Annotated in this window: 18 protein-coding genes; 5 read left to right on the top strand and 13 right to left on the bottom strand. The window is 60.6% G+C overall.

The window, feature by feature from the left end; all coding sequences use genetic code 11:
- Window positions 1–26 precede the first annotated feature (26 nt).
- On the top strand, window positions 27–629 hold the full coding sequence (locus tag HPQ64_RS07395) for a DUF4202 domain-containing protein (protein WP_172887721.1): 603 nt from the start codon (window positions 27–29) through the stop codon (window positions 627–629).
- A gap of 32 nt (window positions 630–661) precedes the next feature.
- On the opposite strand, the gene hemA is transcribed toward HPQ64_RS07395, so the two are convergent.
- The 4 genes from hemA to HPQ64_RS07375 form a co-directional block, all read right to left on the bottom strand.
- Window positions 662–1,882, bottom strand: coding sequence for a 5-aminolevulinate synthase (gene hemA, locus HPQ64_RS07390; protein WP_172888557.1), 1,221 nt, complete (start codon window positions 1,880–1,882; stop codon window positions 662–664).
- Between the two features lie 146 nt (window positions 1,883–2,028).
- On the bottom strand, window positions 2,029–2,961 hold the full coding sequence (locus HPQ64_RS07385; protein WP_172887720.1) for a homocysteine S-methyltransferase family protein: 933 nt from the start codon (window positions 2,959–2,961) through the stop codon (window positions 2,029–2,031).
- A 124-nt stretch (window positions 2,962–3,085) separates the two neighbouring features.
- Window positions 3,086–5,041: a CHASE2 domain-containing protein gene (locus HPQ64_RS07380; protein ID WP_172887719.1), complete on the bottom strand. Its 1,956-nt coding sequence runs from the start codon at window positions 5,039–5,041 to the stop codon at window positions 3,086–3,088.
- Window positions 5,032–5,673 carry a FecR domain-containing protein gene (locus HPQ64_RS07375; RefSeq protein WP_172887718.1) on the bottom strand — a complete coding sequence of 214 codons (642 nt, stop codon included), beginning with the start codon at window positions 5,671–5,673 and terminating at the stop codon, window positions 5,032–5,034. The genes HPQ64_RS07380 and HPQ64_RS07375 overlap by 10 nt, the downstream gene beginning before the upstream one ends.
- Before the next feature lie 253 nt (window positions 5,674–5,926).
- Between HPQ64_RS07375 and HPQ64_RS07370 the strand changes: the two genes are divergently transcribed.
- Together HPQ64_RS07370 and HPQ64_RS07365 are read left to right on the top strand one after the other, a co-directional pair.
- Window positions 5,927–6,646 (top strand): Crp/Fnr family transcriptional regulator, encoded by a 720-nt coding sequence (locus HPQ64_RS07370; RefSeq protein ID WP_172887717.1) that lies wholly within the window; start codon window positions 5,927–5,929, stop codon window positions 6,644–6,646.
- Window positions 6,647–6,779: 133 nt separating this feature from the next.
- Complete coding sequence (locus HPQ64_RS07365; protein WP_172887716.1) at window positions 6,780–6,965, top strand: hypothetical protein; 186 nt, start codon at window positions 6,780–6,782, stop codon at window positions 6,963–6,965.
- A 17-nt stretch (window positions 6,966–6,982) separates the two neighbouring features.
- On the opposite strand, the gene HPQ64_RS07360 is transcribed toward HPQ64_RS07365, so the two are convergent.
- The 6 genes from HPQ64_RS07360 to phnD form a co-directional block, all read right to left on the bottom strand.
- The gene (locus tag HPQ64_RS07360) at window positions 6,983–8,632 is read right to left on the bottom strand and encodes a Na/Pi cotransporter family protein (RefSeq protein WP_172887715.1); all 1,650 of its coding nucleotides are present in this window, start codon (window positions 8,630–8,632) and stop codon (window positions 6,983–6,985) included.
- Between the two features lie 184 nt (window positions 8,633–8,816).
- Entirely contained in the window at window positions 8,817–9,734 is a 918-nt protein-coding gene (locus tag HPQ64_RS07355) for an HAD hydrolase-like protein (RefSeq protein ID WP_172887714.1), read from the bottom strand.
- A complete protein-coding gene (phnE, locus tag HPQ64_RS07350; RefSeq protein ID WP_172887713.1) occupies window positions 9,721–10,536 on the bottom strand; it encodes a phosphonate ABC transporter, permease protein PhnE in 816 nt (271 codons plus the stop codon). Before phnE (HPQ64_RS07350) ends, HPQ64_RS07355 begins: the two co-directional genes overlap by 14 nt.
- Entirely contained in the window at window positions 10,536–11,351 is an 816-nt protein-coding gene (phnE, locus tag HPQ64_RS07345; RefSeq protein WP_172887712.1) for a phosphonate ABC transporter, permease protein PhnE, read from the bottom strand. The genes phnE (HPQ64_RS07350) and phnE (HPQ64_RS07345) overlap by 1 nt, the downstream gene beginning before the upstream one ends.
- The gene (gene phnC / locus HPQ64_RS07340; protein WP_172887711.1) at window positions 11,348–12,127 is read right to left on the bottom strand and encodes a phosphonate ABC transporter ATP-binding protein; all 780 of its coding nucleotides are present in this window, start codon (window positions 12,125–12,127) and stop codon (window positions 11,348–11,350) included. Before phnC ends, phnE (HPQ64_RS07345) begins: the two co-directional genes overlap by 4 nt.
- 76 nt (window positions 12,128–12,203) lie before the next feature.
- Window positions 12,204–13,181, bottom strand: coding sequence for a phosphate/phosphite/phosphonate ABC transporter substrate-binding protein (gene phnD / locus HPQ64_RS07335; protein WP_172887710.1), 978 nt, complete (start codon window positions 13,179–13,181; stop codon window positions 12,204–12,206).
- Between the two features lie 1,190 nt (window positions 13,182–14,371).
- Here phnD and HPQ64_RS07330 point away from each other — a divergent pair.
- Window positions 14,372–15,355, top strand: coding sequence for a crotonase/enoyl-CoA hydratase family protein (locus tag HPQ64_RS07330; RefSeq protein ID WP_210260122.1), 984 nt, complete (start codon window positions 14,372–14,374; stop codon window positions 15,353–15,355).
- Between the two features lie 53 nt (window positions 15,356–15,408).
- Here the strand turns inward: HPQ64_RS07330 and HPQ64_RS07325 are convergent, their stop codons facing one another.
- The 3 genes from HPQ64_RS07325 to HPQ64_RS07315 all read right to left on the bottom strand — a co-directional run bounded on the left by HPQ64_RS07325 (window position 15,409) and on the right by HPQ64_RS07315 (window position 22,457).
- Entirely contained in the window at window positions 15,409–17,997 is a 2,589-nt protein-coding gene (locus HPQ64_RS07325) for a hybrid sensor histidine kinase/response regulator (protein ID WP_172887709.1), read from the bottom strand.
- Window positions 17,998–18,060: 63 nt separating this feature from the next.
- Window positions 18,061–20,253: a GGDEF/EAL domain-containing response regulator gene (locus HPQ64_RS07320; RefSeq protein ID WP_172887708.1), complete on the bottom strand. Its 2,193-nt coding sequence runs from the start codon at window positions 20,251–20,253 to the stop codon at window positions 18,061–18,063.
- Between the two features lie 743 nt (window positions 20,254–20,996).
- Complete coding sequence (locus tag HPQ64_RS07315) at window positions 20,997–22,457, bottom strand: methyl-accepting chemotaxis protein (protein WP_172887707.1); 1,461 nt, start codon at window positions 22,455–22,457, stop codon at window positions 20,997–20,999.
- Window positions 22,458–22,605: 148 nt separating this feature from the next.
- Between HPQ64_RS07315 and HPQ64_RS07310 the strand changes: the two genes are divergently transcribed.
- Window positions 22,606–22,887 (top strand): hypothetical protein, encoded by a 282-nt coding sequence (locus HPQ64_RS07310; protein ID WP_172887706.1) that lies wholly within the window; start codon window positions 22,606–22,608, stop codon window positions 22,885–22,887.
- Window positions 22,888–22,902: the final 15 nt, after the last annotated feature.

Below are 22,902 nucleotides of genomic sequence, written 5' to 3'. Positions count from 1 at the left end.
GAGCGATTTATCCGGAAAGGCGGATCATGAACGAGCGGCTGGAGAAAACATTCGCGGCGATAGACGCGGCGAATGGGCAAGACCCGCACCATATCGACGTGAACGGCGAGAGGCGACCGGCGGAGGTAGTCTACGGCGAGCGCATGTCGGAATGGCTTAACCGATTCGCGCCGGGAGCGAACGAACTGGTGAAGATCGCCGTGCGCGCCCAGCATCTGGAGCGCTTCAAACTGCCCAGATCTGAATTTCCGATGGGCAAGCAGGGCTATCACAACTGGCGCAACGAACAAAAACGCCGCCACGCGGCGCGCGTCGGCGAGATCATGCGCGCTTCGGGCTATACGGACGAGGATGCTGAACGCGTCGGCGCGATCGTGCGGAAAGAGCGGCTGAAGCGCGATCCGGACGCGCAACTGCTGGAAGATATCGCCTGCCTCGTCTTCATGGAGCACTATTTCGCCGATTTCGCGAAGGACCACGAGGCGGAAAAAATCGTCGGCATCATTGCCCGCACATGGGTGAAGATGTCGGACAAGGCGCGGGAAACGGCGCTTTCCCTGCCGCTTCCGCAAGACCTTGCGCCGCTCGTGGAAAAAGGCATAGCCGAGGCCGAAGCCCGCAGGGGCTGATTCCTCACGCAGCACAGCCGCCCGTTTGATATTCACGCCGCCCGGCGGTATTCCCGATGGAGCCCGACCTTGCTCCAGACGTCCACGATGGCCTTCACGAAGTCGTCCATCAGTGCGTTGTCATGGAACGGCGTCGGCGTCAGGCGAAGGCGCTCGGTCCCGCGCGGCACTGTGGGGAAATTGATCGGCTGAACGTAGATACCGTGCTCTTCCATCAGCATGTCCGTCAAGTGCTTGGCCTTAACCGGGCAACCTACGAGGAGCGGCACGATGTGCGTTTCGCTTTCCATGACGGGCAGGCCGGCGCGGGCAAGCCGCCTTTTCATTTCCGCAGCGCGTTCCTGATGCTTGATGCGGAGCTCGTGATGGGTCTTGAGATAGCGCACGCTTGCCAGGGCGGCGGCCATCGTCGCAGGCGGCTGCGAGGACGTGAAGATGAAGCCGGAGGCATGGCTGCGGATCGCATCCACGAGGGCTGAGGAACCGGCGATATAACCGCCCATGCAGCCGAACGCCTTTGCAAGCGTACCCTCGATCACCGTCAGGCGATGGGCAACGCCGTCCCGTTCCGAAATGCCACCGCCATGCGCACCGTAAAGGCCGACGGCATGTACCTCGTCGAGATAGGTCATGGCGCCGTATTTGTCGGCGAGATCGCAAATCCCGGCGATGGGCGCGATATCGCCATCCATGGAATAGACGCTCTCAAAGGCGATGATCTTCGGCCGGTCCGGCTCGGCGTATTTCAGCAGCGTTTCCAGATGCCCCAGATCGTTATGGCGGAAGATGCGCTTTTCGCATCTGGAAAAACGGATCCCCTCGATCATGGATGCGTGGTTCAACTCGTCGGTGAAGATCAGCGCATTCGGCAGGATCTTGCCGAGTGTCGAAAGGGTCGCGGAATTGGAGACATAGCCGGATGTGAAGACAAGCGCCGCCTCCTTTCCATGAAGGTCGGCAAGCTCGGCCTCCAGTTCGCCGTGCAGGCGATGCGTGCCGGAAATGTTTCGCGTGCCGCCGGAGCCCGCCCCCATCTCGCGAAGCGCGCAGACGCCCGCCTCGACCACGAGCGGGTTCTGGCTCTGGCCCAGATAATCGTTCGAGCACCAGACGACGACATCGCGCTTGCCCGGCCCGTGGTTGATTGCATGGGGAAAGCGGCCCGCAATCCGCTCCAGATTGGCAAAGACGCGGTAGCGGCCTTCGTCCCTGACGGCGGCGACCGCCTGCTCGAAACGGGCTTCGTAGTCCATGATCTTCCCCATGCGAATATCCTGACCTGAACCGCAAGATAGCCGCACGGGAACGCGGGTGATTTGACCATGGTCAAATGATGCCGACGAATACGCCCGCGCCGGATGGCGCGGGCTTTTCGTCTTCCCAAGGGTCGCCGCCCGTTTCAGGTGCAGGAAAGGCAGATTTCCTCGATATGCCGGTGGTCCGTCCCGCAGCAGCCGCCCAAAACGTTCATATTGGGCAGGCTCTTCCTGAGATCGCGGTACTGCCGGCCAAGTTCAACCGGGTCGCCATCGTCGAGATCGGGCGCGGCATCGAGTTCTTCATGGCTGCGCCTGGAGGCATTCGCCCTCAGGCCGCCGATCCGCTTCAGCCAGTCGCCACCTTCCGCGACGACCCTGTCGAAATGGGCCGGGTGAGCGCAGTTGATCATGAAATAGGCCGCTGCGCCGTCCGTTGCGTCATCCACATCGCGAACCGCCTGCTCCAGCGTTTCGCCGGTGGGCAGCTTGCCGTCCGTTTCCAGCGTGAAGGAGATGGAAACCGGCATGCCGACCCTGGCCGCCGCACGAGTGACGCCAACCGCCTCCGGCACATTGGTCATCGTGATCGCCGAGATCATGTCCGCCTCGGTTTTCGCGAAGGTTCCGACCTGGAAGGAATGATAATCCTCCGCCTCGTCGGCCGTCATCGCCTCGCCCGGGTCGTAGCCCTCGCCGCGCGGCCCGACGCATCCGCTGACGACCATCGGCTTTGCGTGACGGGCTTCCCGGCCAAGCTCGACCAGGAGCGCGACCGCGTCGCGATTGGCTTTGGCGAGGCTTTCACCCGTGTAACCGAGTTTCGCCCCCCAGTCGGGACTTGCACGCCAGGTGGCGCTTTCCAGAATGAAGCCGACCCCGCGCTTCCTCGCTATATCGATATAGCGGCGATAGTAGCGGCGAAGCGCCTCGCGCCCTTCTTCATTCCTCAAAAGGTCGAAGGCCGCGAAATACGGCAGGTCGATCCCGTCGAGGAATATCAGGCTTGTCTCAATACCGCCATCGGTCAAAAAAACCTCTTCAAGCTGCGGCAGATTGTTTCTGTACGTCGTCATTTCGGGCGTCTCCAGTCGAACTCCATCGCCGCTTTTCTACGCGGCGTGCGTAGGAGATCATGTAGAGAATTGGGCAATGCACCGCTGTGAAGCGTTTCACAGGCGGCTGGACCGTTCGCAATCGTCAGGCGCCCGACACCCATACGTCTATCAGCCCCTGGCGGCCGCGCACGGAAAGGCCCGGCAGAGGTTCAAGCCCGGACAGCAGATCTTCCCGACCGGCATCGATCACCGCCTTGCGCACCGCATCGGAAACGATGAACGCGGCCTTGTGCTCCTTGGCGATTTCCTGCAGGCGGCTTGAGACGTTGACGGTGTCGCCAGCAACCGTGGCATGCCCCTGCGTGCTGCCGCCAAGGACCGCGGCAACGACATCGCCGAAGTGAACGCTCACCCGAATTTGCACCGGAAGCGGCGCTTCCCCCTCACCCGCTGCGTTGAAGCCTTGAAGCCCGTCAAGAAGCTCGCGCGCACAAATCATCGCCGCAACGCTGTCGGCGGGGCCGGGTTCGGGCAGGCCGAAGACGATCATCGCCCCGTCGCCCATGAACTGCTCTATCACGCCACCGTTGTGAAGCGCGCAAGCCTCGAACACACGGTGAATGCGGCGCAGGAACCCGACCGTACCGGCGGGGCCCAGCGTCTCGCTCAAGCTGGTGAAACCCGCCACGTCGACGAAGACGACGGCAGCGGCCTGCGCCCTGTCATCGAAACTGGGCTTCTCGTCCCGGGCAAGCGATTCCGCCAGAAACGGGGAATGATAACGCGCAAGGTTGTCACGCTCGAAAACGAGCCGGTTCGAAATGCGCTTCTGCAGGAAAATACGCGCGAAAAACGTGCCGAAGGTGGAGGCCGCCAGAGCGAGAAAGACGGTCGTGGCGTCGATCCAGAAATCGCCCAGCGTGAAGGCGAACTGGATCAGCGCCGCAAGCGCACTCCACAGGGCAAGGGTCGCGACGCATGCGGCAAGAAGGTTCGGCCGGTTGGCCGCGAGAAAAGCGAAAACCGCACCGAGCAAGGCGAACAGAAGATCCAGCGCGCGGGCCTGGCCGCCGCGTCGCAACTCGGTGCCTGAGAGGATGTTTCCAGCGACACTGGCAAGCACTTCAACCCCCGGAAGCGCATCGGAATAGGGCGTTGCAAAGGTATCTCCCGTGCCGAGCCCCGTTGCGCCGATGAAGACGAGCTTTCCTTCGATCGCTCCAGCGGGAACCCTTCCCTCGATCACGTCTATCAGGGAGTGAGTTGGAACGGTGCCGGCAGGGCCGCGAAAGTTCACCGCAAGCGCGCCGAAGCGATCCGTCGCCACGCGCCTCTCGCCGAAAACGATCCTGCCTGGCCTCTCATAAACCAGTTCTCCGCGCGCCAGATCCGCATATGCACGTGCCGCGGCGAGCGGAAGCGCAGGCAACGCGAGATCATCGCCCAGATTGAGCGCAAGCGGCATGCGCCGAAGCGCACCATCACTTTCGCCCGCGATATTGACATGCCCGAGATGCGCGACGGCCGAAAAATCGGCCAGCGGAAGAAGCAGACGCGAGGGCGGCGCCATATCCCGCCCGCCGCTGGAAACGACGATGTCGAATGCGCTTGTCGCCAGCGCCTGGCGCGCGGCGGCATCAAGGTCGGCAAGCGGATCGCCGCCGGCTTGCGTCTCCCAAGTGCCGGTCATGGCAAGCAGCACATTTCCCGCAGCCCCGATCGCGGAGGCAAGGGCCGCATCGCCCGCCGCCGCCCCTTCGCCAGGCTGGAGGAGGAGGAGATCGACGGCAATCGCCCTCGCGCCCGCGTGCGTCACGTGTTCGACGGCCCTCGCGATATCTTCCCGAGGAACCGGAAACCGGTTCAGACGATCGATCGTCGCATCGTCTATCGCCACGATGACAACGTCGCCGCCGGGTGGCAGGGGCCCGCGAATGTGATAGCGCAAATCGAGAAGCCGGCCTTCCACGCCGCTCAAAGCCGAACCGGCAACGCCTGGATGCCACCAGGCGATCAAAAGCGCGCCCATCAGAACCGGCACCAGCGCAAGCAGTGTCAGCCGACCGGGAGATCTGCGCGAATTACGCTTTACCGCCAATTCAGACCAAGCCTTGCCCTTGTTTCGGAAATCCGCGCGGCGCCCCACTGGCGTACGCCGGGCGTCTGGCCGGCATCACCGACATCGATGCCGTCGCCGGGGCCCAGCGAATAGCCGGCCCCGGGATTGGTCGTTACCGCAACCCGGCCCTCGCGAACGAAACAACTGCTTCGCGAGGGTGCGGCCTCGACCAGCCAGGTCGTCGAGCGGACGGAAGCAATGAGGTTGGGCGCACGTACGCCGAAACTCGACCACGTCCGCGTCGGAGCCACGATCCCGACGATACCGTTCGTGATGCGCATCAGGATACTTTCCTCGCGCGGTCCGACGAGCGTACCGAGATCGACGAGAGACGAAGGGCCGATGGTGACCGTCGTTCCGTCGTCGCAGGCAACCTGAAGGCGGCTCGCTGGGCCGGTTCGTATCCGCGTGGAAACCGTCAGAACCTCATCCGGGGCCGGTGTGTGCCAGCCGCCGCTCGAACGTACCTGCACGTCACGGCCAACGAAACGCTCCACCGAGCATACGCGGTCCGCCGCATTTGCCGCGGGCGAGCCGAACACCGCCGATAGCGCGAAGACAAAGGCCGCAACCAGGCGGACTGCGCCAGGGGCCGTGCAACACCAGGTCATCGCCTTGCCCTTTCCAGGAAATTCATTTCCCTTGCAAACGGGTGCCGCTTCCGCGAAGGTCCGCCATGCTTTGCCCGACGGTTCATTCGCACCATCGCGTGCACCACGATTGCACCGTGGCCTGAAGAAATTTACGTTAAGTCACTTAAACGTATATCATCCTCTGCGAAAAACATACCCGGCTCCAGGGTCCAGACCCTAAAATCCGTATTGGCCATTTATCCCAGGCCTGACCGGCCAAGCGAGAGGTTCCATGACCATCACAGGCGCGCATCAAGCCCGCGAAGCCGCCTTGCGCGAATGTTTCCTGTTTGCCGACCTCGACCACGACATCCTGGCGAAGGTTGCGCGCGTGACCCTGCCCGTACGGTTCCAGAGGAACCAGCAACTCTTCGAACAGGGCGACGAGGCGAACGGGCTATACATCGTGCGAAGCGGCCTTGTCCGCATCTGGATATCGAGCGAAGACGGGCGGGAGCTTACGATCAACCTCATCGAGCCCGGAGACGCGCTGGGTGAAATCGCCCTGCTGGACGGGCTGCCGCGCACGGCGAATGCGACCGCGCTCGAGCCTTCCGAAATGCTGTTTCTCTCGCGGCCGGATTTCGTGCGTCTGCTCGACGCGGAACCCATACTCTCCCGCCATATCATCGAGCTTCTGTGCGAAAGGTTGAGACGCAACACCGAGGACCTGAGCAATTTCGCCTTTTTCGACCTGCGACAGAGGCTGGCGGCCAAGCTGCTTGAGCTTGCGATTGCCCATGCCACGCTCTGCGATGGCGGCGCAACTTTCCACCGACGCTTTTCACAAACCGAACTTGCGCAAATGCTGGCGGCAAGCCGCGAAGCGGTGAACAAGGCCCTTTCCGGCCTGAGCCAGCGCGGGCTTGTGACGATTGACGGTGGCACGATTACAATTCCCGATCTGAGCAGATTACGCGAAGTTCTGCAGGCGCCCGCCGACGAGCGCTGAACCACCCCTTGTTTAAAGATGCGGAGGAGCCGGGTTGTGAAACACTTCACAGCGGGCTTGCCCGGACGGTCCTAAATAAAGTTACGCACCGGTGGCCTTTCACCGGCACGCACACCGGCTGAGGACCAAACCGATGAAACTGTTGAGCGGGACACCGTGGAGCCTGGCGATATTGTTCGGCTACGCCTTCAGGCGCGCAGCACCAGGCTCACTTGTGGAAGTGACAGATCCGGCAGTTCTCGAGGAACTTCATGAACGCATGGAGGCCGACCGCCGCTACGACCGCCTTTCCGAACCCGTTTACTCGCGCCGCCGCTGAAGGGCGGACCGCAGGGATTAGCGCAACCTCGTTCCGCGCAGCATGCCGGCTTCTTCAAGCACCGGATAGGTCATCGAAACGAGCAGGGAGTTGATTTCCTTAAGATCGCGGATCGTATCGATGTGGACGGAACTCGTCTCGCGGCTGGAGGCAAGGCCCTCGCGCAGGCGAGCAAGATGGCGGGATTCGCTTTCCTGCTCCATCTTGCGGATAACCTCTTTCTGATTGGCGACCTGACGCGCGGTCTCCACGTCGTTGGAGACCAGGACGTTGAAGGCAAGGCGGGCGTTCTTCACCACCTCGTCATGGAAGGCGGAAAGGTCCTTCCAGCCCTCTACTGAAAACTCTATTCCGCGGTCGCTCATCTTCTGAACCTTGGCCGCCATGCTCTTGGTGACGATATCGGCGATCTGCTCCAGCTTGATGGAAGCGCCCAGAAGGTCGTTCAGGCGCCCGCGCGTCTTGCGGTCGAGCAATTCATCGGGAATGCGGGCAAGGTAGAACTTTATGTCGGCGTGAATTACGTCGACCTGATCATCGAGCTGACGAAGCGCATTGAGGTCGGCCTGGTCGGGATGACGGAAAAGTTCGAACACGCGGGTGAGCATCAGGTCGATACGCTCGCACATCGAAAGAAGCTCGCGCGACGCATTGGCGAGAGCGAGCGTCGGCTTGTCGAGATCCGCCTCGTTGAGCGCCGTCACACGTCCGTTGCCGATTTCGGCGGGTGCCGCCTGCGGCGGCAGGACCGCCTCGATTATGCCGGGCAGGAAGCGGGCCAGCGGCACACCGAAGACCACCACACCCGCATTAAAGGCGATGTGCATCAAAACGACGGTGTCGCCGAGGTTGGGCCCAAGGCGCGCCGGATCGAAGCCAACGACGAACTGGACGGCCAGCAGCCCGAGCGCGCCGATGCCGCGAATGGCGATATTTCCATACGGGACGATGCGCACCCGCCGTTCCATCCCCCGCGTCAGTACCGTCGCGATGATCGCGCCGCCGAAATTGATGCCAAGGACAACCGGCACCGCCAGCACGACTGGAATGAGATGCTGGTCGCAAAGGGAAGCGACAAGCAGTGTCGCGGCAACGCTCGAGTGGAAAAGCCACGTCATGAGCGCGGCAAGAAGGAAGGCCGTGATCCAGTCGCGCGAAAGATATCCAAGCACGATCGGCAGGATCTCGCTTTCCCGCAGGGGCTGAGAAGCCTCGCCAATCAGCTTCAGCGACAAAAGCAGAAGGCCGAGGCCGAGCATGATGCGCCCACCCTGCCGCCAGCCGCGCGCCTCGCTTGCGCGGAAAGCAACCATGCCGGCAAGAAGCAGAACGGGGATGAGAAGCGAAAGGTCGAAACGAAGGAGCCGCGTGACCAGCGCCGAGCCCAAGTCCGCGCCAAGAATGGCGGCAATGCCAAGCCCGGCCTCCACATGCCCGCCGGCGACAAAACCGGAGACGATGAGAGCCACCGCCGTCGAACTCTGCAAGGCCACCGCCAGCATGGAGCCCGTGAAAGCCGCCCGCGGACCATTGGTGACGGCGCGGCGCAGCGCATCCTTGAGCGAAGCACCGTAAGCGCGCTCAACCCCCGTGCGCACCATGCGCGTCGCCCACAAGAGAAGGGCAACTGCACCGGCCAGATTGAGGAAGATTACGGACCCCGACATTTCGACTGTTTGACTCCAATGACCCCGGCGACGCGCCAGCTGGGTTTCCAAGGCAGGTTTGCAGTGATTTCAACTTCCATAAATATATAGGCGCAAAATATGCGCTTTTCAGGAAATTCTGCGTGATTTCCGACACTTGGCTTTGGCAGTCAGACGTGTCGGGTTGAATGCCAAGGCATCGTCGTCAGATAGAGGGTACGATCCAGTCCGGCACGATACCGCTTTCGGTTATGTAGGTTTCCGCGCCAAGACCGCGAAAAAGACCGTGCGAGGCCACCAGCACGGAGCCCCAACCCCGCGCCGCCGCGCCCAGCACATCGGTGTGCAGCGTGTCACCCATCATTACGACCCTGAAAGGGGGAATGCCCGGTGGAAGACGGCTTTCCAGAACATCGTAGATCGAGGGGAACGGCTTGCCATGGAAGGCGACATCTATACCGCACCGCTGCGCGATCCTGTGTCCGTAGTAACCCGGCTCCAGCGACAGGCCATATTCGCGTGGAGCCACCGCATCCGGATTGCCAACGACAACGGGGCGTTTGCGCCGCGTCAGCGAAGCCTCGAGCGCCAACTGCTTCGGCTCCGACCAGCGTGAGGCACTCAGGAACAAAAACCCTTCCGCTTCATCCAACGCTTCCGGCTCATCACCGATCGGCAAAAGCGAACCAAAATCGGTAGCATCGTCATGCTCCGCAGCGATCGCCACCCAACCCTCAAGGCTGTCGAATGTATTCGCCGCCGAGAGGGTCGCACTGCGACTCGACACGATTTCGTTTTCCGTAAAATCGAAGCCGAGCTTCCTGAACTTCTCAAGCGAGTCGGACGATGTAAGGCTTGCGGCATTGGTCATCACGAAGACCGACTTGCCTTTCGAGCGCAGGCGGTCGATGCGTTCTCGCGCGCCCTTGATCGGCGTCTCGCCGACGTTCAGGACGCCAAACGCATCGAAGACGAACACATCATAGCGATCCGCGATCGGGTCGAGATCCGGCGCGCAGGTGGGTGTTGCGGGGTAGCGCGCGCGGGGTAGTACCCCGCGCAGCGTTTCGTAGAACCTGAAGGCCCTGTCGGCGTCCCACCCCGCCAGATCAGATGATAGCACCGCGCACCCTCGCCGAAACCCATTCGCTCAACAACACCGCCAGCAGGATGATGATGAGGATCAATGCGACCTGCGGCCAGGCCAACACGTCAAGCGACGACTTGAGCTGCAAGCCGATACCGCCCGCGCCGACAAGCCCCAATACGGTGGATTCGCGCAAGTTGATATCCCACCGGAATACAGTGACGCCGGCGAATGCCGGAAGGATCTGCGGTACGATGCCGTAGGCCATGACCTGCCAGCGGCTGGCGCCGGTGGCTGTTACGGCTTCAACCTGCTTGGGGTCGATCTCCTCGATCGCTTCGTAAAGGAGCTTGGCGCAAAAGCCGATCGACCTCAGCGCGATCGCCAAAAGGCCCGACAACACGCCGGGGCCGATGATCGAGACGAGAAGCAGCGCCCAGATCAGCGAATTGATTGAGCGGCTCGAGACGATAATGAAAAGGGCTACCGGACGCACGAAAAGCGCGCTCGGCGTGGTGTTTCGCGCGGCAAGGAAGGCCACGGGCACCGCAGCGATGATCGCAAGCAACGTTCCAAGCGTGGCAATGTTGAGCGTGTCCCAGAGCGGGACCCACAATTCGGACATATAGGACCAGCGGGGCGGCCAGGCGCGCGCGCCCATGTCGGCGGCGATCCGCGGAGCATCCCACACGAACACCCAGGTCGTAGCCTCGGAGATACGCTGCCAGCACCACATGAAGATCGCTACGCCGACAAGCCACATGGCCCAGCGCGCAAGCTGCTCGTTACGGGAGCGAAGTTGCCAGACCTTGCGGCCGGAAACGTCGGATATCGGCATTACTGAACCCTCGCACGGATGATGCCTGAGGCATATTCAAGTGCCATCACCGTGAGAATGATGATGAGAAGAATGGCCGCTGCCGTGTCGAACTCATACCGGTCGAACGCGGTGTTGAGCGTTGCGCCGATGCCGCCCGCACCGACAAGCCCCAGCACCGCGGATTCGCGGAAATTGATATCGAGGCGATACATCGACAGACCGATCAGGCGCGGCAGCACTTGCGGCTGGACACCGTAATTGATCCACTGCAGCCAGGATGCGCCGGTTGCGCGGACGGCTTCCGCCTGCACCCGGCTCATGTCCTCGATATCTTCCGCAAGCAGCTTCGACAGGAAGCCGATGGTGGCGAAGCTCAAGGTGATGAAGCCTGCAAGCGGGCCGAACCCGAAGATCGCGACCAGGAGGATGGCGACGATGATTTCGTTAAGCGCGCGCGACAAGGCGATGATGCCCCGGCAGACCAGATAAACCGGCAATGGCGCGATGTTGCGCGCGGCACCGAGCCCGATCGGAACCGAGATCAGGATACCGACGACCGTCGAGGCGATCGTGATGATGCCGCTTTCGATCAGACCATCACGGATATCTTCGCCGCGCGTCGTGAAATCAGGGTTCAGGAATGCGGCAATAAAGCGCCAGCCACGAATGAGCCCTTCACTCACCCGCTCCCAGTTCACTTCAAGGCTGCCGACGGCCAACACGAGGTAGATGGCGGCAACGATGAAGAGACTCCAGCGTAACGCGGCATTCTTGACAAATGGCGGCTTGCGCCATTTTCGCCCGATACGGGCCTGAAGAGCGGTATCCGTCATTCCGCCGCCTCCTCGGCGGAACGCGCGGTCTCCTTCCAGTCCTCCTCGCCGTAGATTTTCGTGAGGACTTCCGGCGTCAGCTCATCGGGCTTGCCATCGAACTGAACAACGCCCTTTTGCAGGCCGATGACACGCTGCACGAACATCTGCGCAAGCGCCACGTCATGAATGTTGATGATCGCGGCAAGCTCACGCTCGGCGCAAAGCTCGCAGATGAGACGCATGATCTGACGCGATGTCTTGGGGTCGAGCGAGGCTGTCGGCTCGTCGACGAGCAGCACCTTCGGATTCTGGATCAGCGCGCGCGCGATGCCGACACGCTGGCGCTGGCCGCCGGAAAGCTCGTCAGCGCGCTTGTCAGCCATTTCCAGAAGGCCGACGCGATCGAGAAGCCGAAAAGCCTCATCCACATCCGACTGAGGATAGCGGCGGGCGAACGAACGCCAGAAACCGACATAACCAAGACGGCCCGACAGAACGTTCTCCATAACCGTCAGACGCTCGACGAGCGCATATTCCTGGAAGATCATGCCCATCTGCCGGCGCATGCGGCGAAGGCCGGCCGAACTCAACGCCGTCACGTTATCCTGATCAAGATAGACCTTGCCCGATGTCGGCTCCACCAGCCGGTTGATGCAGCGGATAAGCGTGCTCTTGCCCGCGCCAGACGGCCCGATCAGCGCCACGACCTGGCCTTTGGGTACGGTAAGATCAACCGCGCTCAGCGCCTTGTCGCCCGTGCGATACGTCTTCGTCAGTTTTTCAAGTCTGAGCATCCTGCCCCCGACAATGAAGGAATAGCCGCCCCGGGCCGACAAGCCCGGGACGGTCGATGGATTTGTGGAAAAACGCTTAGTTGCAGGTGTACTCGACGCCGTTGGCGGCATCGATCTTGCGGATCACGTTCCAGAAATCCTTGTAGTTCATGTCGATGAACTGAGCTTCGCCGGACCTGGAGAATTCTTCCTGCAGGCTCGTCCCCTCCCAATCGAAGGTGAAGAAGGCTTCCTCGATCTTGGCGCGAAGCTCGGGCTTCAGGTTATGAGCCGTGCCGAAGCCGGTCGTCGGGAAATTCTGGGACTCATAGAGGATCTTGACCTGCTCCGGCTTGATGACGTCACGCTCGATCATGCGGTACATCACCTTGTCGGCAATTGCGGCGGCCGGGTAATCCTTGTTGGCGACGCCCAGGATGGAGTTGTCGTGCTTGCCGGAGAAGACCGGCTCGAAATCCCGCTCCGCAACCATGTCGAAATCGGCCTTCAGGATCGCCGAGGGGGCCTTGAAACCGGAATTCGACGTTGGCGAGGTGAAGGCCATTTTCTTGCCCTTGATATCCTCGATCTTTTCGACGCCGCTGCCAGGATAGGTGATGATCGCCATCTTGTAGCCGAACGTTCCGTCCTCGGCCGCCATGATGGTGAAGGGGCTGAAACCCGCGCAATTGACCGCCAGCGGGTTGGAACCGGTGTTGAAGCCGGCGATGTGGAGGCGGCCGGAACGCATCGCCTCGATCTGGGCGGCGTTCGACTGAACGGGGAAGAATACGGCCTTCTTGCCGGTCTTTTCCTCAAGGTGGGTGAGGAAGTCGGCCCACGCCTTTTTGTAGACGGACGGATCCTCCGTCGGGGTGTAGGCGAAGATCAGCGTGTCGGGATCGACCTGTTCGGAGGGATCGGTCGGCGTATCCGCAATCAGGTCGCCATCATTATCGCAATAGCGGCTGTCAAGATCGCCACGCTTGCATTCTTCCGCCGAAGCCGGCGCGGGAGCGAATGAAGCGATAGCGATCGCGGCTACCGCGCCGGCGAGTATTTTCTTCAGATCCATGGATTTATCCTCCCTAGCCTCCCCGAAACCGCACGAAATGCCCGGACCGGAGAGATCCAAATGATTTTCAGGTTCTGGAGCATGCTCCGCCCTCGTCCGGTCGAACGCAAGACACTCCAGGGAGTTTCTTGAGGATCGACGCACCTTCGCGCACCCTCTCCCGAAAGTCCTTCAGCCGGCATGCGGCTCGCACACTCTACCGACTGTTCGCGCAGATTATTCGGCATCGAAGCACTGGATTTTTCGGAAGTGTTTATTTCGCGTTACGAACAAAAATGAAATATGAACATTGTTTCATTGATTTCATTTTGCTGCAGACCGCATCAATCGGCGCACCCGCCGCCCCCACTTCCGCAATAGCCTAACACCACAGGCGGCATGGAGCATGCAGGCCAGCGCGGGGCCGCTCCGCCCCGCCAAGCACGAAACCCGAAGCGCGTGCCGGTCACGAATGCTATCGCGCTATCGTGCAAGACCCTTTCGATTAACGCTGATCGGAACGAACAAAAATCGCTATTGCAACCTGTGGTCTAAATCCGCTTTCATGGCGCCGCGATCGAATTTCGCCGCTTCAAGTTAACGCCACGCAACTTGAACTTCGTTTGCGAAAACCTGCTTGGACGACAAGATAAATGCCTTCAAACCTTGACCAACCTTCCGCAGAAAAGGCGAGCGTTAACCAGTTTATTCAAATTATTTAATCGAAGTATCTAACATCTTAAATCAAATTAACCAATTTAAAATAATAGAAATTGTTATTTTATTAAGAAAATACGCGTGTCAATAAAAATTACAACTTAGATATAAATATGGTTAACAAATTACTTCTTGACTCAATAAACTTTTCCTAAAATTCTATTAATAAATCGTACGGAGAACATTCCAGCGAACCTAAGTAAAATCGAACGTTCATCATCGTTGTCTCCCGTACGAACCAAGGTCTGGATGCATAGGCCGACAGAGCGGCCCGCCGGAACACCGCTTTTTCGAATGAAGGCGGGACAAATGAACCGGGACGTCGAAAGCGGGTAACTCACCGCAATCGGGCGATCGGGCCGGGTTGGGCCGGCTGGACTATGCGCCAGGAATTTTGTTTCGGGGCTGCTTTTCCTAGCGGGAGCGATCCCGTTTTCATGAGGAAACGCTCCGGGTCAGGACCGGAATGTCTTGAGGCCGAGGCAGAAATAGACATGAAAGAGTCGTATCGCGACATCACCGGCATGCCTGCTGCAAAGCCCGCACATGCTGACAACGACCAGGGCCGACGGCACGCGGGCCTGGCATCTCTGACCATGGCGCAGCGCGTTGCGGGCGAACGCTATCCGACGATCGATGTCGAATTCGATGCTTCGATCGGGACCTACTGGTGCACCATGCGACCGGACGGCCATTTGTGCTTCACGCCCAAACTGCTGGAGGATTTTTCCACCATGCAGTCGTCCATCCGCAGGCTTTACCACGCCTATGCGCGGCCGGATCAGCCGCACCAGATGCGCTATTTCGTCCTGCGCTCGGCGCTGAAGAACGTCTACAATTTCGGCGGGGACCTGAACCTGTTCGTCGATCTGATACGCTCGGGCGACCGTGAAGGACTGCTGCGGTACGGGCGCGCCTGCATAAGGGTCCTGCATACCAATGCAACTTCCATCGAGCTTCCGATTGTCACGGTTGCGCTGGTACAGGGCGATGCCCTGGGCGGCGGCTTCGAATGCGCCCTTTCCTTCGACGTGATCATTGCGGAACGACAGGCGAAATTCGGATTTCCCGAAGTTCTCTTCAACCTGTTCCCCGGCATGGGCGCCTACAGCTTCCTGTCGCGCAGGCTTGACGGCAATAGAGCCGAAAAGATGATCCTGAGCGGGCGCTTGCATACAGCCGAAGAACTTTACGAGATGGGGCTGATCGACGTCCTCGTGGACGAAGGAGAAGGCCAGAGCGCGGTATTGGATTACATTTCCCGCAATGCCCGCCGGCATAACGCGCATCAGGCGATCTACCATGCAAGACGCAGGGTGAACCCCCTGCCTTTCGAGGAACTTGAAAGCGTGGTCGAGCTTTGGGTCGAAGCGGCGATGCAGCTTAGCGAATCTGACATGCGCAAGATGCTGCGGCTGACGGCTGCGCAGGACCGGCGCAGGACGGGCGATACCGGCAGCGTGAACAGGCCGGCATGAAGCACGCGAAAGCTGCAAGATCGCCGGAGCGAAAGCGGGCCGGCTCTACGGCGCTACACGGCGTCGCCGCTCTTGGGGCCGAGCCTGGGGTCGCGCGCCACGGTATCCCGCGACGCTGCGATATGGGAATGGAGCGCCGATGTCACGCGGTCCAGTTCATTCGACAGGGTTTCGATGTGGCGGGGTCCATGCGTCAGCAATTCCCGCCCGCCGATCGACTGCCAGGAAGAGCACAGCTTGAACACGTCGCGCGCGCCGATATTCGCCGCTGCCGAGCGCAACGCATGCGCATGCTCGCGGAAGCGCGCGGTATCCGCCGTTTCCACCGCGCTCTTGAGTTCGGCATAGATATCCTTCGCATCGGTCAGGAAATCGGACACGAGGGAGTGGACGAACTCCTCGCCGCCAAGGCGCTCCAGTTCGGCAAGGGTTTGCATATCGACGGAGTTGCGCGCATCCGCCTTGAAGCGAGGGTGACTGGCGATATGCGTCACCTGGCGCGCCGTTTCCTGAACCTTGTCGTCGGAAACGCCCGCCACATGCACCGTTTCGAGGATTTTCAAAAGACGCGCCGGCTCGATCGGCTTGGTTACGCAGGCATCCGCCCCCGCATCCATGCAGCGTCGCGCAGCCTCCGGCGTTGCATCCGCGGTCAGCGCGATGATCGGCAGCCGCTCCGCGCTTCCGGTCGTGGAGAAGCGGTAGAGCTTGATAGCCTCAAGGCCGTTCATCACCGGCATGTTGACATCCATCAGGACAATGTCGAAACCGCCATCGGTCAGGGCATCCAGCGCCTGCTCGCCGTCATCGACGATATGCGCTTCATGCCCCCCGCGCTCCAGTATCTTCGCTATGACACGCTGGTTGGTGCGATTATCCTCGGCAACGAGAACCCGCATGCTCTTGCCGGTAGGAACAAAAGCGGCAAGCCGGTCGTCGTCGCGTTCCGCATTCAGATCGGCGGCGCCCGCCGCGCGCAGTGCCGCGACAAAACCCGCCGATGAAAAACCGCGCGATACGACGGCGTTGAAGCGCCGGCGGATTTCCTCTTTTGTCGCCTCTTCCGAGTCCCCATCCGCAACAAGCAGAAGATTTGGAATTATGGTCTGGCCCGGCCCCTGAAGCGACTGGGCGATGGCATCGGGTCTTCCCGCCTCTGCCCTTTCATCAACCAGCACGATCGCGCGTCGCGAGCCGGAAAGCGTCGTCTTGCGAAGCTGGATGCCGACCTGCTGCACCGTGTCGGCCTGAATGGCGCTGATGTCGTGCCCCATCGTTTCGGTGATGATCCGGTCGAAGAGGGCGCTGTCGCGCGTCAGGACGATGAGATTGCCGCCGTCGAGCGTCAGGCGTGGCGCCTCGGCTTCGGTATCGCGCGCAAGATCCAGTTCGAACCAGAATGTGCTGCCGACGTTCACTTCGCTCTCGACGCCCATCTCGCCGCCAAGTGCGGCGACGAGCTGCTCCACGATCGCAAGGCCAAGGCCGGTGCCGCCGAAACGGTCTATGATTGTTTCATCGGCCTGCGTGAACCGTTCGAAAATACGCTCCTTGGCGTCCGGCGAAATGCCTATGCCCGTGTCCACCACCTCGAAGCGCAGGCGCGTTCTGGCGTTATCGACGTTGACGGCGTCGACGCATATGCCGACGCTGCCGGAATGCGTGAATTTCACGGCATTGCCGGCAAGGTTGATGAGGATCTCCTGCAGGTGGCGCGTATCGCCGATAAGCGAGTAGGGCGTGTCCGGCGAGACGTGCAGGAAGAAGCGCAGCCCCTTCGAGCGGGCCTGCCCGGCGACGATGCTGCGCACTTCGCCTAGCATCAGGTGAAGGTCGAAAACCTCGTCGGATATCGCAACCGCGTTGGATTCTATCTGCGAGAACTCAAGGATGCCGTCGATGAGGCTCAGGAGCGAACGCGCGGAGCTTTTCACCGTGCGGATCATGTCGCGTTGCTCGGGGTCGACGTCGGTGTCCTGAAGCAGCTCGCCCATGCCGATAATCGCGTTGAGCGGCGTTCTCAACTCATGGCTGACGCCTGCCAGGAACTGGCTCTTGGCGCGGCTTGCCTCTTCCGCCTTTGCCTTGGCCGCGGAAAGATCGCGGATCAGCTTCGAGGCATAGAGCGGCAGAATGATCAGGCTGAGCAGCAGGCCGATGCTGAGGCTTATGTGGTTGAGCCAGAACGGCGTCGTCATGACCGCCGCGAAGCCCGCGATCGAAATGGCGACCGCGAGCGCGAGGTAACGCAGGCCGAAACGGAAGCCGTTGCCGAAGATCACCCAAAGATAGATCGGAAAGAGAACCGCCGTCGTCTCGCCGCCATCGTAGAGGCCGATCGTCAGGATACCGAGGTCGCACAGGATCGCAATGGCGCGGCGCGGATAGTTTTGCGCCGGGCGCACGACCAGATGAACGGCAAGCGCGATGGTGCAGGCGAAGAACGCACCCACCTGCAAAAGCGGCCCCTGGATCTGCGGCAAGGCGTGAAACGTGACCAGGTAGATGAGAATGAAAAGCGAGATGACGATACGGTTGAGCGCCATTTCGCCTTCGCCATCGGAGAGCGCGCGAAACCGCCTCAGCGCGGTCAGACAGTCGACCGGCTTCCTGCGAAGCTGCTGATCATGCCCTGTAGGCATGGACGTCCCCCCACCGCATGGCCGCCGACGCGGGAAACGGTTTCCCCCTATCGCAGCGCCCCGTCATCCCTTCACCGCCTTTTCGCCCGGTGTACGGACAACATTTTCGCTCCCCGCCACCATCATGCCCTGAGGCGAGAGAGATTTCACGAACAACTTGCTCGGCATCGGCCTGCCGAAGAAATAGCCCTGCGCTTCATCGCAGCCCGCGCGCGCCAGGAGTTCGGCCTGTTCCGCGCGCTCCACCCCTTCGGCAAGGATGTGGAGATCAAGGCTTTTACCCAGTCCGATGACCGCGTCGATAATGGCCGCGTCGCTTATGTCCTCCTCCATCGTTCGCACAAAACACTGATCGATTTTCAGCCGGTCCACCTTGAAGCGCTTCAGATAGGCAAGCGACGAGTAGCCCGTTCCGAAATCGTCTATCGCGACCTGCACACCCTGTTCGCGAATGTCCTGAAGATCCTTCAGCACGCGTTCGGCGCCCTGCATGACCACGTTTTCGGTAATCTCTATCTCAAGCAGCTCCGGCGAAAGCCGTGAAGCGGCCAGGGCCTGACGCACCAGCGAGGAAACGCTCTGCTTGCGGAACTGTGTCGGCGAAATGTTCACGGCGATGCGCAAATCGCCGAGGCCGGCCTGCTGCCAGCGCACCGCCTGCTGGCAAGCCTCGTTAAGGACCCATTCGCCGATTTCGTAGATCAACCCGCTTTCTTCCGCAACGGGCAGGAACATGCCGGGGGTAATGAAACCCCTTTCCGGATGGTGCCAGCGCAAAAGCGCTTCCGCCCCGATCACGCGCCGGTCCTTGAGATCGATCTGTGGCTGGAAATGCAGTTCGAGTTCGGAGCGAACCAGAGCGTGGCGAAGCTCGGCTTCCATGGCGACCGCCTGGCGCGCGGTCTCGTCCATACCTTCCGCAAACGAACAGAACACGCCGCCGCCCTCGGCCTTGGCCCGATACATGGCAAGGTCGGCGTTCCTCAGCAGCGCTTCGGAAGAACTGCCGTCGGAAGGATACATGGTGAAGCCTATGGAGGCGCTGATCTTCACCTCCTGGCCATTGATATAGAACGGATCCTCGAGTTCCTCGATGATGCGCCGCGCCAGCGAGAGCGCGTCTTCCATGCCCGCGATGGACGTCTGCAGGACGGCGAATTCATCGCCGCCAAGGCGCGCGACCAGATCGGTTCCGCGCACGCAGGCCTTCAGCCGGTCGGCGACGAACTCAAGCAGCCGGTCGCCTGCCGTGTGGCCGAGGGCGTCGTTGATCCCCTTGAAACGGTCGAGATCGAGAAAATGCAAGGCAAAGAGGCTTTCGCCATCAACGTCGCGCGTGATCTCCTCGTCCAGTCGCTCGCCCAAAAGCGTACGATTGGGAAGTTCCGTCAGCGCATCGTGATGGGCTATGTGGAAGAGATGAGCCTCGGCACGTTTGTTTTCGGTAACGTCGAGCGACGTCGACAAGACGTTCACCACCTTGCCGGACTTGTCCTTCAGCGGCACCTTGCGCGTCAGAAACACCCGCGTGGAGCCGTCCGCGACGAGCACTTCCTCCTCATAGGGGGCGAGAGGTTCGCCCGTATCGAAAACCCTGCGGTCGAGCGCCCGCGCGTTTTCGGCAATTTCGCTCGGATACATCAGCGGATAAAGGCTGATGCCGGTCAGGTCGCCTGCCTCCTTGCCCAGAAGCTGCGCCTGATAGGCGTTGACGAAGACACAGCTGCCCGCGCGGTCGACGGCGCTGATCATGACCTGCACCGTGTCGATGACCTGCAGCAGCCGCTCGCGCGAATCTCGCATCGCCTCATCGCGTTCACGCTCGACGATCTGAAGTTCCTGCTCCAGGTCGCTCGCGCGGCTCTTCATCGCAAGCTGGCGCTTGCGAAGGGCAAGCAGGTTGCGCGCCCTTGTCTGGAACTCACTGTGATCGACCGGGCTTTGCAGGAAATCCGTGGCGCCCGCTTCCAGGGCGCGCATGCGGAAGCGCCGATCGGCGAACGCGGTAATTACCATCACCGGAATATCGCTACAGCCCGGAAGCGTGCGGAAGCGGCGTGTAAACTCCGCACCGTCCATCTTGGGCATCCGGTAGTCGGTAATCAAAAGGTCGGGGGTTTCATTGCGAAAATGCTCGAGCGCATCGAAAGGATTGGCGAACGCGCGCGTAACGACCCCGTCCTCCGTCCAGCTCGCCAGCCGGGAGAAGAAATTCCGGTTTATCATTCGGTCATCGACGACGGCGATAACCGACATTTTACGCACTCACACTCACGACGCACACCCCTTGAGGAGCCTTGTTTGCCGTAAACGAACTCTCCGGCACAGCTCATTCCGGCGGCGATGCGCCAACGCGGAATTGATGACCGTTTCCCTTCGCCGCAAGCCCGTATCGAAGCCCGTGGCCAAAGGCGGATCCGGAAAGAAAGCCGTTCGGATCGCTGTGCCATCCGGCGCGAATCCGGCAAGCCATCGGAACCAAGCGGCAATCGAGAGCCCGGAGAGGTTCGTCCACCATCCCAATATTGGGACAGCACGCCTTAATTTTTCACTAATAGTCTATTACCGAAGAAGCGAACTGGAAGTTAAATAGAATAATTTTTGTGTGACATGAGTTTTATATCATGAAATACGTCATGAATAAGACGACTGAGATAATTTTTTGACATATTCATTACTAATATAGATAAAAATTTATGCATTTATATTAAGATCCAAAAAGAAAACAATCTTTACATACTAAAGTTTTTCCAACGTAAGATCACAACCATGGGACGAAATGGAAAATCGACGCCGCTCGTTGCATAGGCGAGCGGGGGCATATCGGAATTAATGCATATGACGGGAGCGCAATCCGAGATCGAGAGCTCTTTCCGGCCCGCCACGCCCTGACCGGGGCCCGTAGATCACCCATGCCATGAAGAGCATGCCGCGTAAATGAAATCCGCCGGCGACCGCTCAGGCCGCCGGCGCGTACAAGGCAAGACTGCCCGGCCCGATCAGGCTTCGCGAACGATCCGCACGAAGTCGGTCACTTCATCCTGAAGGCTCGTGGTATGCGAGGCAAGCTGCGTGGCAATGGAAATAACGCTTTCCGACTGCTCTGCCGTCTCGGAAATATCCTTGTGGATTTCACCGACGGAACCATCGAGGGCGCGCGTATCTTCCACCGTCACCGACACGACATCGGAGATTTCCGAAGTCGCGCGAAGCTGACCTTCTATGCTTTCGCCAAGACCCACCAGAATTTCCATGGAATTGCGGATCGTGTCGACCACGGAGTTCATGGATTCCTGCGCCGTGGACGAAACGGCCTGCATGGAGGCTATCTGGGCGGAGATTTCTTCCGTCGCCTTGGCGGTTTGCGTCGCTAGCTGTTTCACCTCCTGCGCGACGACGGCAAATCCCTTGCCGGCTTCTCCCGCCCGCGCGGATTCGATCGTCGCGTTGAGAGCGAGAAGGTTGGTCTGCTCGGCAATCGAACGGATAAGGTCCACGACCTGGCTGATCGTTTCGGCGCTGGCGACCATCTCCGAAACCGTCCGCGCCGCCTCGCCCGCCTTGCTTGAGGCGGATTCCGCCTCCGTTTGCGAGCGGTTGGCCTCCTCGCGAATGGTCGCGATCGCCTGGCGCATGCTCTCCGCGGATTCCGAGATGGTCATGACGTTGCTGCGGGTATTGTTACTGGTCTCCACGACCATCCGCGAACCGTTGCCGGCGCCGGTGGCTTTCACCCTCATGGCTTCGGCCGCCTTTTGCAGTTCCGCGACCGCAGGCGCCACCTCGCTGACCACGGAAGCGACCTTCGCCTCGAATCGTTCAGAGATTTCGGCGATCGCCCGGCGGCGGTCCTCATCGGACTGACGCGTGAGGGATTCCACCCGCTCCTGCGACTGTTCAGCGGCGTGCTTAGCGTCCGTCGCCGCCATCTGCTCGCGCTCCGCCTTGCACATGGACGCCCTCAGCGTTTCAAGCATCCAGACAAGCGCGCCCGTCTCGAGGAAGACCACGGCGGCGTGGGCGAGCACGCGCAGGATGTTGGCCCCTTCGGGAAAGATCGCGGAAGCATAGAGCGTGTTGAGAAGGAGGTGCTGCACGATGGTCACCGCGCTGGCGGAGAGGATCGCCCGCCAGTCGAGCCAGCCCGCGAGAATTGCGAGCGTGGCGAAAAAATACATGTGAACATCGATCTGGTAGGGGGTACCCGCGAAATCGAGCACGAGGAGCATCACCTGCCCCATCGCCACGACCGCCGTGAACTGGCGCGTCAGCCAGCTGGATTTCTGAACCGCCCAGAGAGCGGTCCCACCGATCGCGAGAGCCAGACTCAGAACCAGGACGATAGTCGAATTCGGGTTTGGAAACAGGAAGATCGCCGCGGCCATGATGGCGGTGTTCAGCCATAGAAGGGCGATTATGAAAGGCGCAAACCTAGCGCGAATGGCTTCAATTCCATGCATAGGTCGATTCTCCGTCTGGGCCGGTGACGCAAAGGCCGAGAGCGCGCGCGTCCCCGACAAACCAGGCGCCGGCCTGGTACAGTTTGTTTATGAAATCCGGGTCGTCACTTGCTGTGACGACGACCGTTGACTGACTCAAAAGGCTTCCTTGGGCCGAAACGATCGCCTTCAATCCGTCGGCAGGGGCGGAAAAGGGCCCCATGAAGACCGCAACCGGCTCGCCCTGACTGGGCATAACGCTCAGGACGCTGAACCCGATCGCGACCAGCATCCCGAACCCGAGCCCGAACCCGAGTTCCTTCATATTCTTTCCAAACCGCTGTTCCTGAACATCGCCACTCCCATCCCTGATATGAAACTGCTGGCCATGGAATGCGCAGGCAAAAACAATTCACTGCGCTACAACTTTATCGCGAGCCTTTCTGGATGAAATTCGTAAAAAAAC

Source organism: Hongsoonwoonella zoysiae, from assembly GCF_013266695.1.
In the GTDB taxonomy this organism is placed as follows: domain Bacteria; phylum Pseudomonadota; class Alphaproteobacteria; order Rhizobiales; family Stappiaceae; genus Hongsoonwoonella; species Hongsoonwoonella zoysiae.
This window is presented reverse-complemented; position numbering and strand designations above follow the sequence as displayed.

Coding starts and splice junctions, on each gene's coding strand:
- HPQ64_RS07395 (WP_172887721.1), top strand. CDS start 27: ATGAACGAGCGGCTGGAGAAAACATTCGCGGCGATAGACGCGGCGAAT.
- hemA (WP_172888557.1), bottom strand. CDS start 1,882: ATGGACTACGAAGCCCGTTTCGAGCAGGCGGTCGCCGCCGTCAGGGAC.
- HPQ64_RS07385 (WP_172887720.1), bottom strand. CDS start 2,961: ATGACGACGTACAGAAACAATCTGCCGCAGCTTGAAGAGGTTTTTTTG.
- HPQ64_RS07375 (WP_172887718.1), bottom strand. CDS start 5,673: ATGACCTGGTGTTGCACGGCCCCTGGCGCAGTCCGCCTGGTTGCGGCC.
- HPQ64_RS07370 (WP_172887717.1), top strand. CDS start 5,927: ATGACCATCACAGGCGCGCATCAAGCCCGCGAAGCCGCCTTGCGCGAA.
- HPQ64_RS07365 (WP_172887716.1), top strand. CDS start 6,780: ATGAAACTGTTGAGCGGGACACCGTGGAGCCTGGCGATATTGTTCGGC.
- HPQ64_RS07360 (WP_172887715.1), bottom strand. CDS start 8,632: ATGTCGGGGTCCGTAATCTTCCTCAATCTGGCCGGTGCAGTTGCCCTT.
- phnE (WP_172887713.1), bottom strand. CDS start 10,536: ATGCCGATATCCGACGTTTCCGGCCGCAAGGTCTGGCAACTTCGCTCC.
- phnE (WP_172887712.1), bottom strand. CDS start 11,351: ATGACGGATACCGCTCTTCAGGCCCGTATCGGGCGAAAATGGCGCAAG.
- phnC (WP_172887711.1), bottom strand. CDS start 12,127: ATGCTCAGACTTGAAAAACTGACGAAGACGTATCGCACGGGCGACAAG.
- phnD (WP_172887710.1), bottom strand. CDS start 13,181: ATGGATCTGAAGAAAATACTCGCCGGCGCGGTAGCCGCGATCGCTATC.
- HPQ64_RS07330 (WP_210260122.1), top strand. CDS start 14,372: ATGAAAGAGTCGTATCGCGACATCACCGGCATGCCTGCTGCAAAGCCC.
- HPQ64_RS07325 (WP_172887709.1), bottom strand. CDS start 17,997: ATGCCTACAGGGCATGATCAGCAGCTTCGCAGGAAGCCGGTCGACTGT.
- HPQ64_RS07320 (WP_172887708.1), bottom strand. CDS start 20,253: ATGTCGGTTATCGCCGTCGTCGATGACCGAATGATAAACCGGAATTTC.
- HPQ64_RS07315 (WP_172887707.1), bottom strand. CDS start 22,457: ATGCATGGAATTGAAGCCATTCGCGCTAGGTTTGCGCCTTTCATAATC.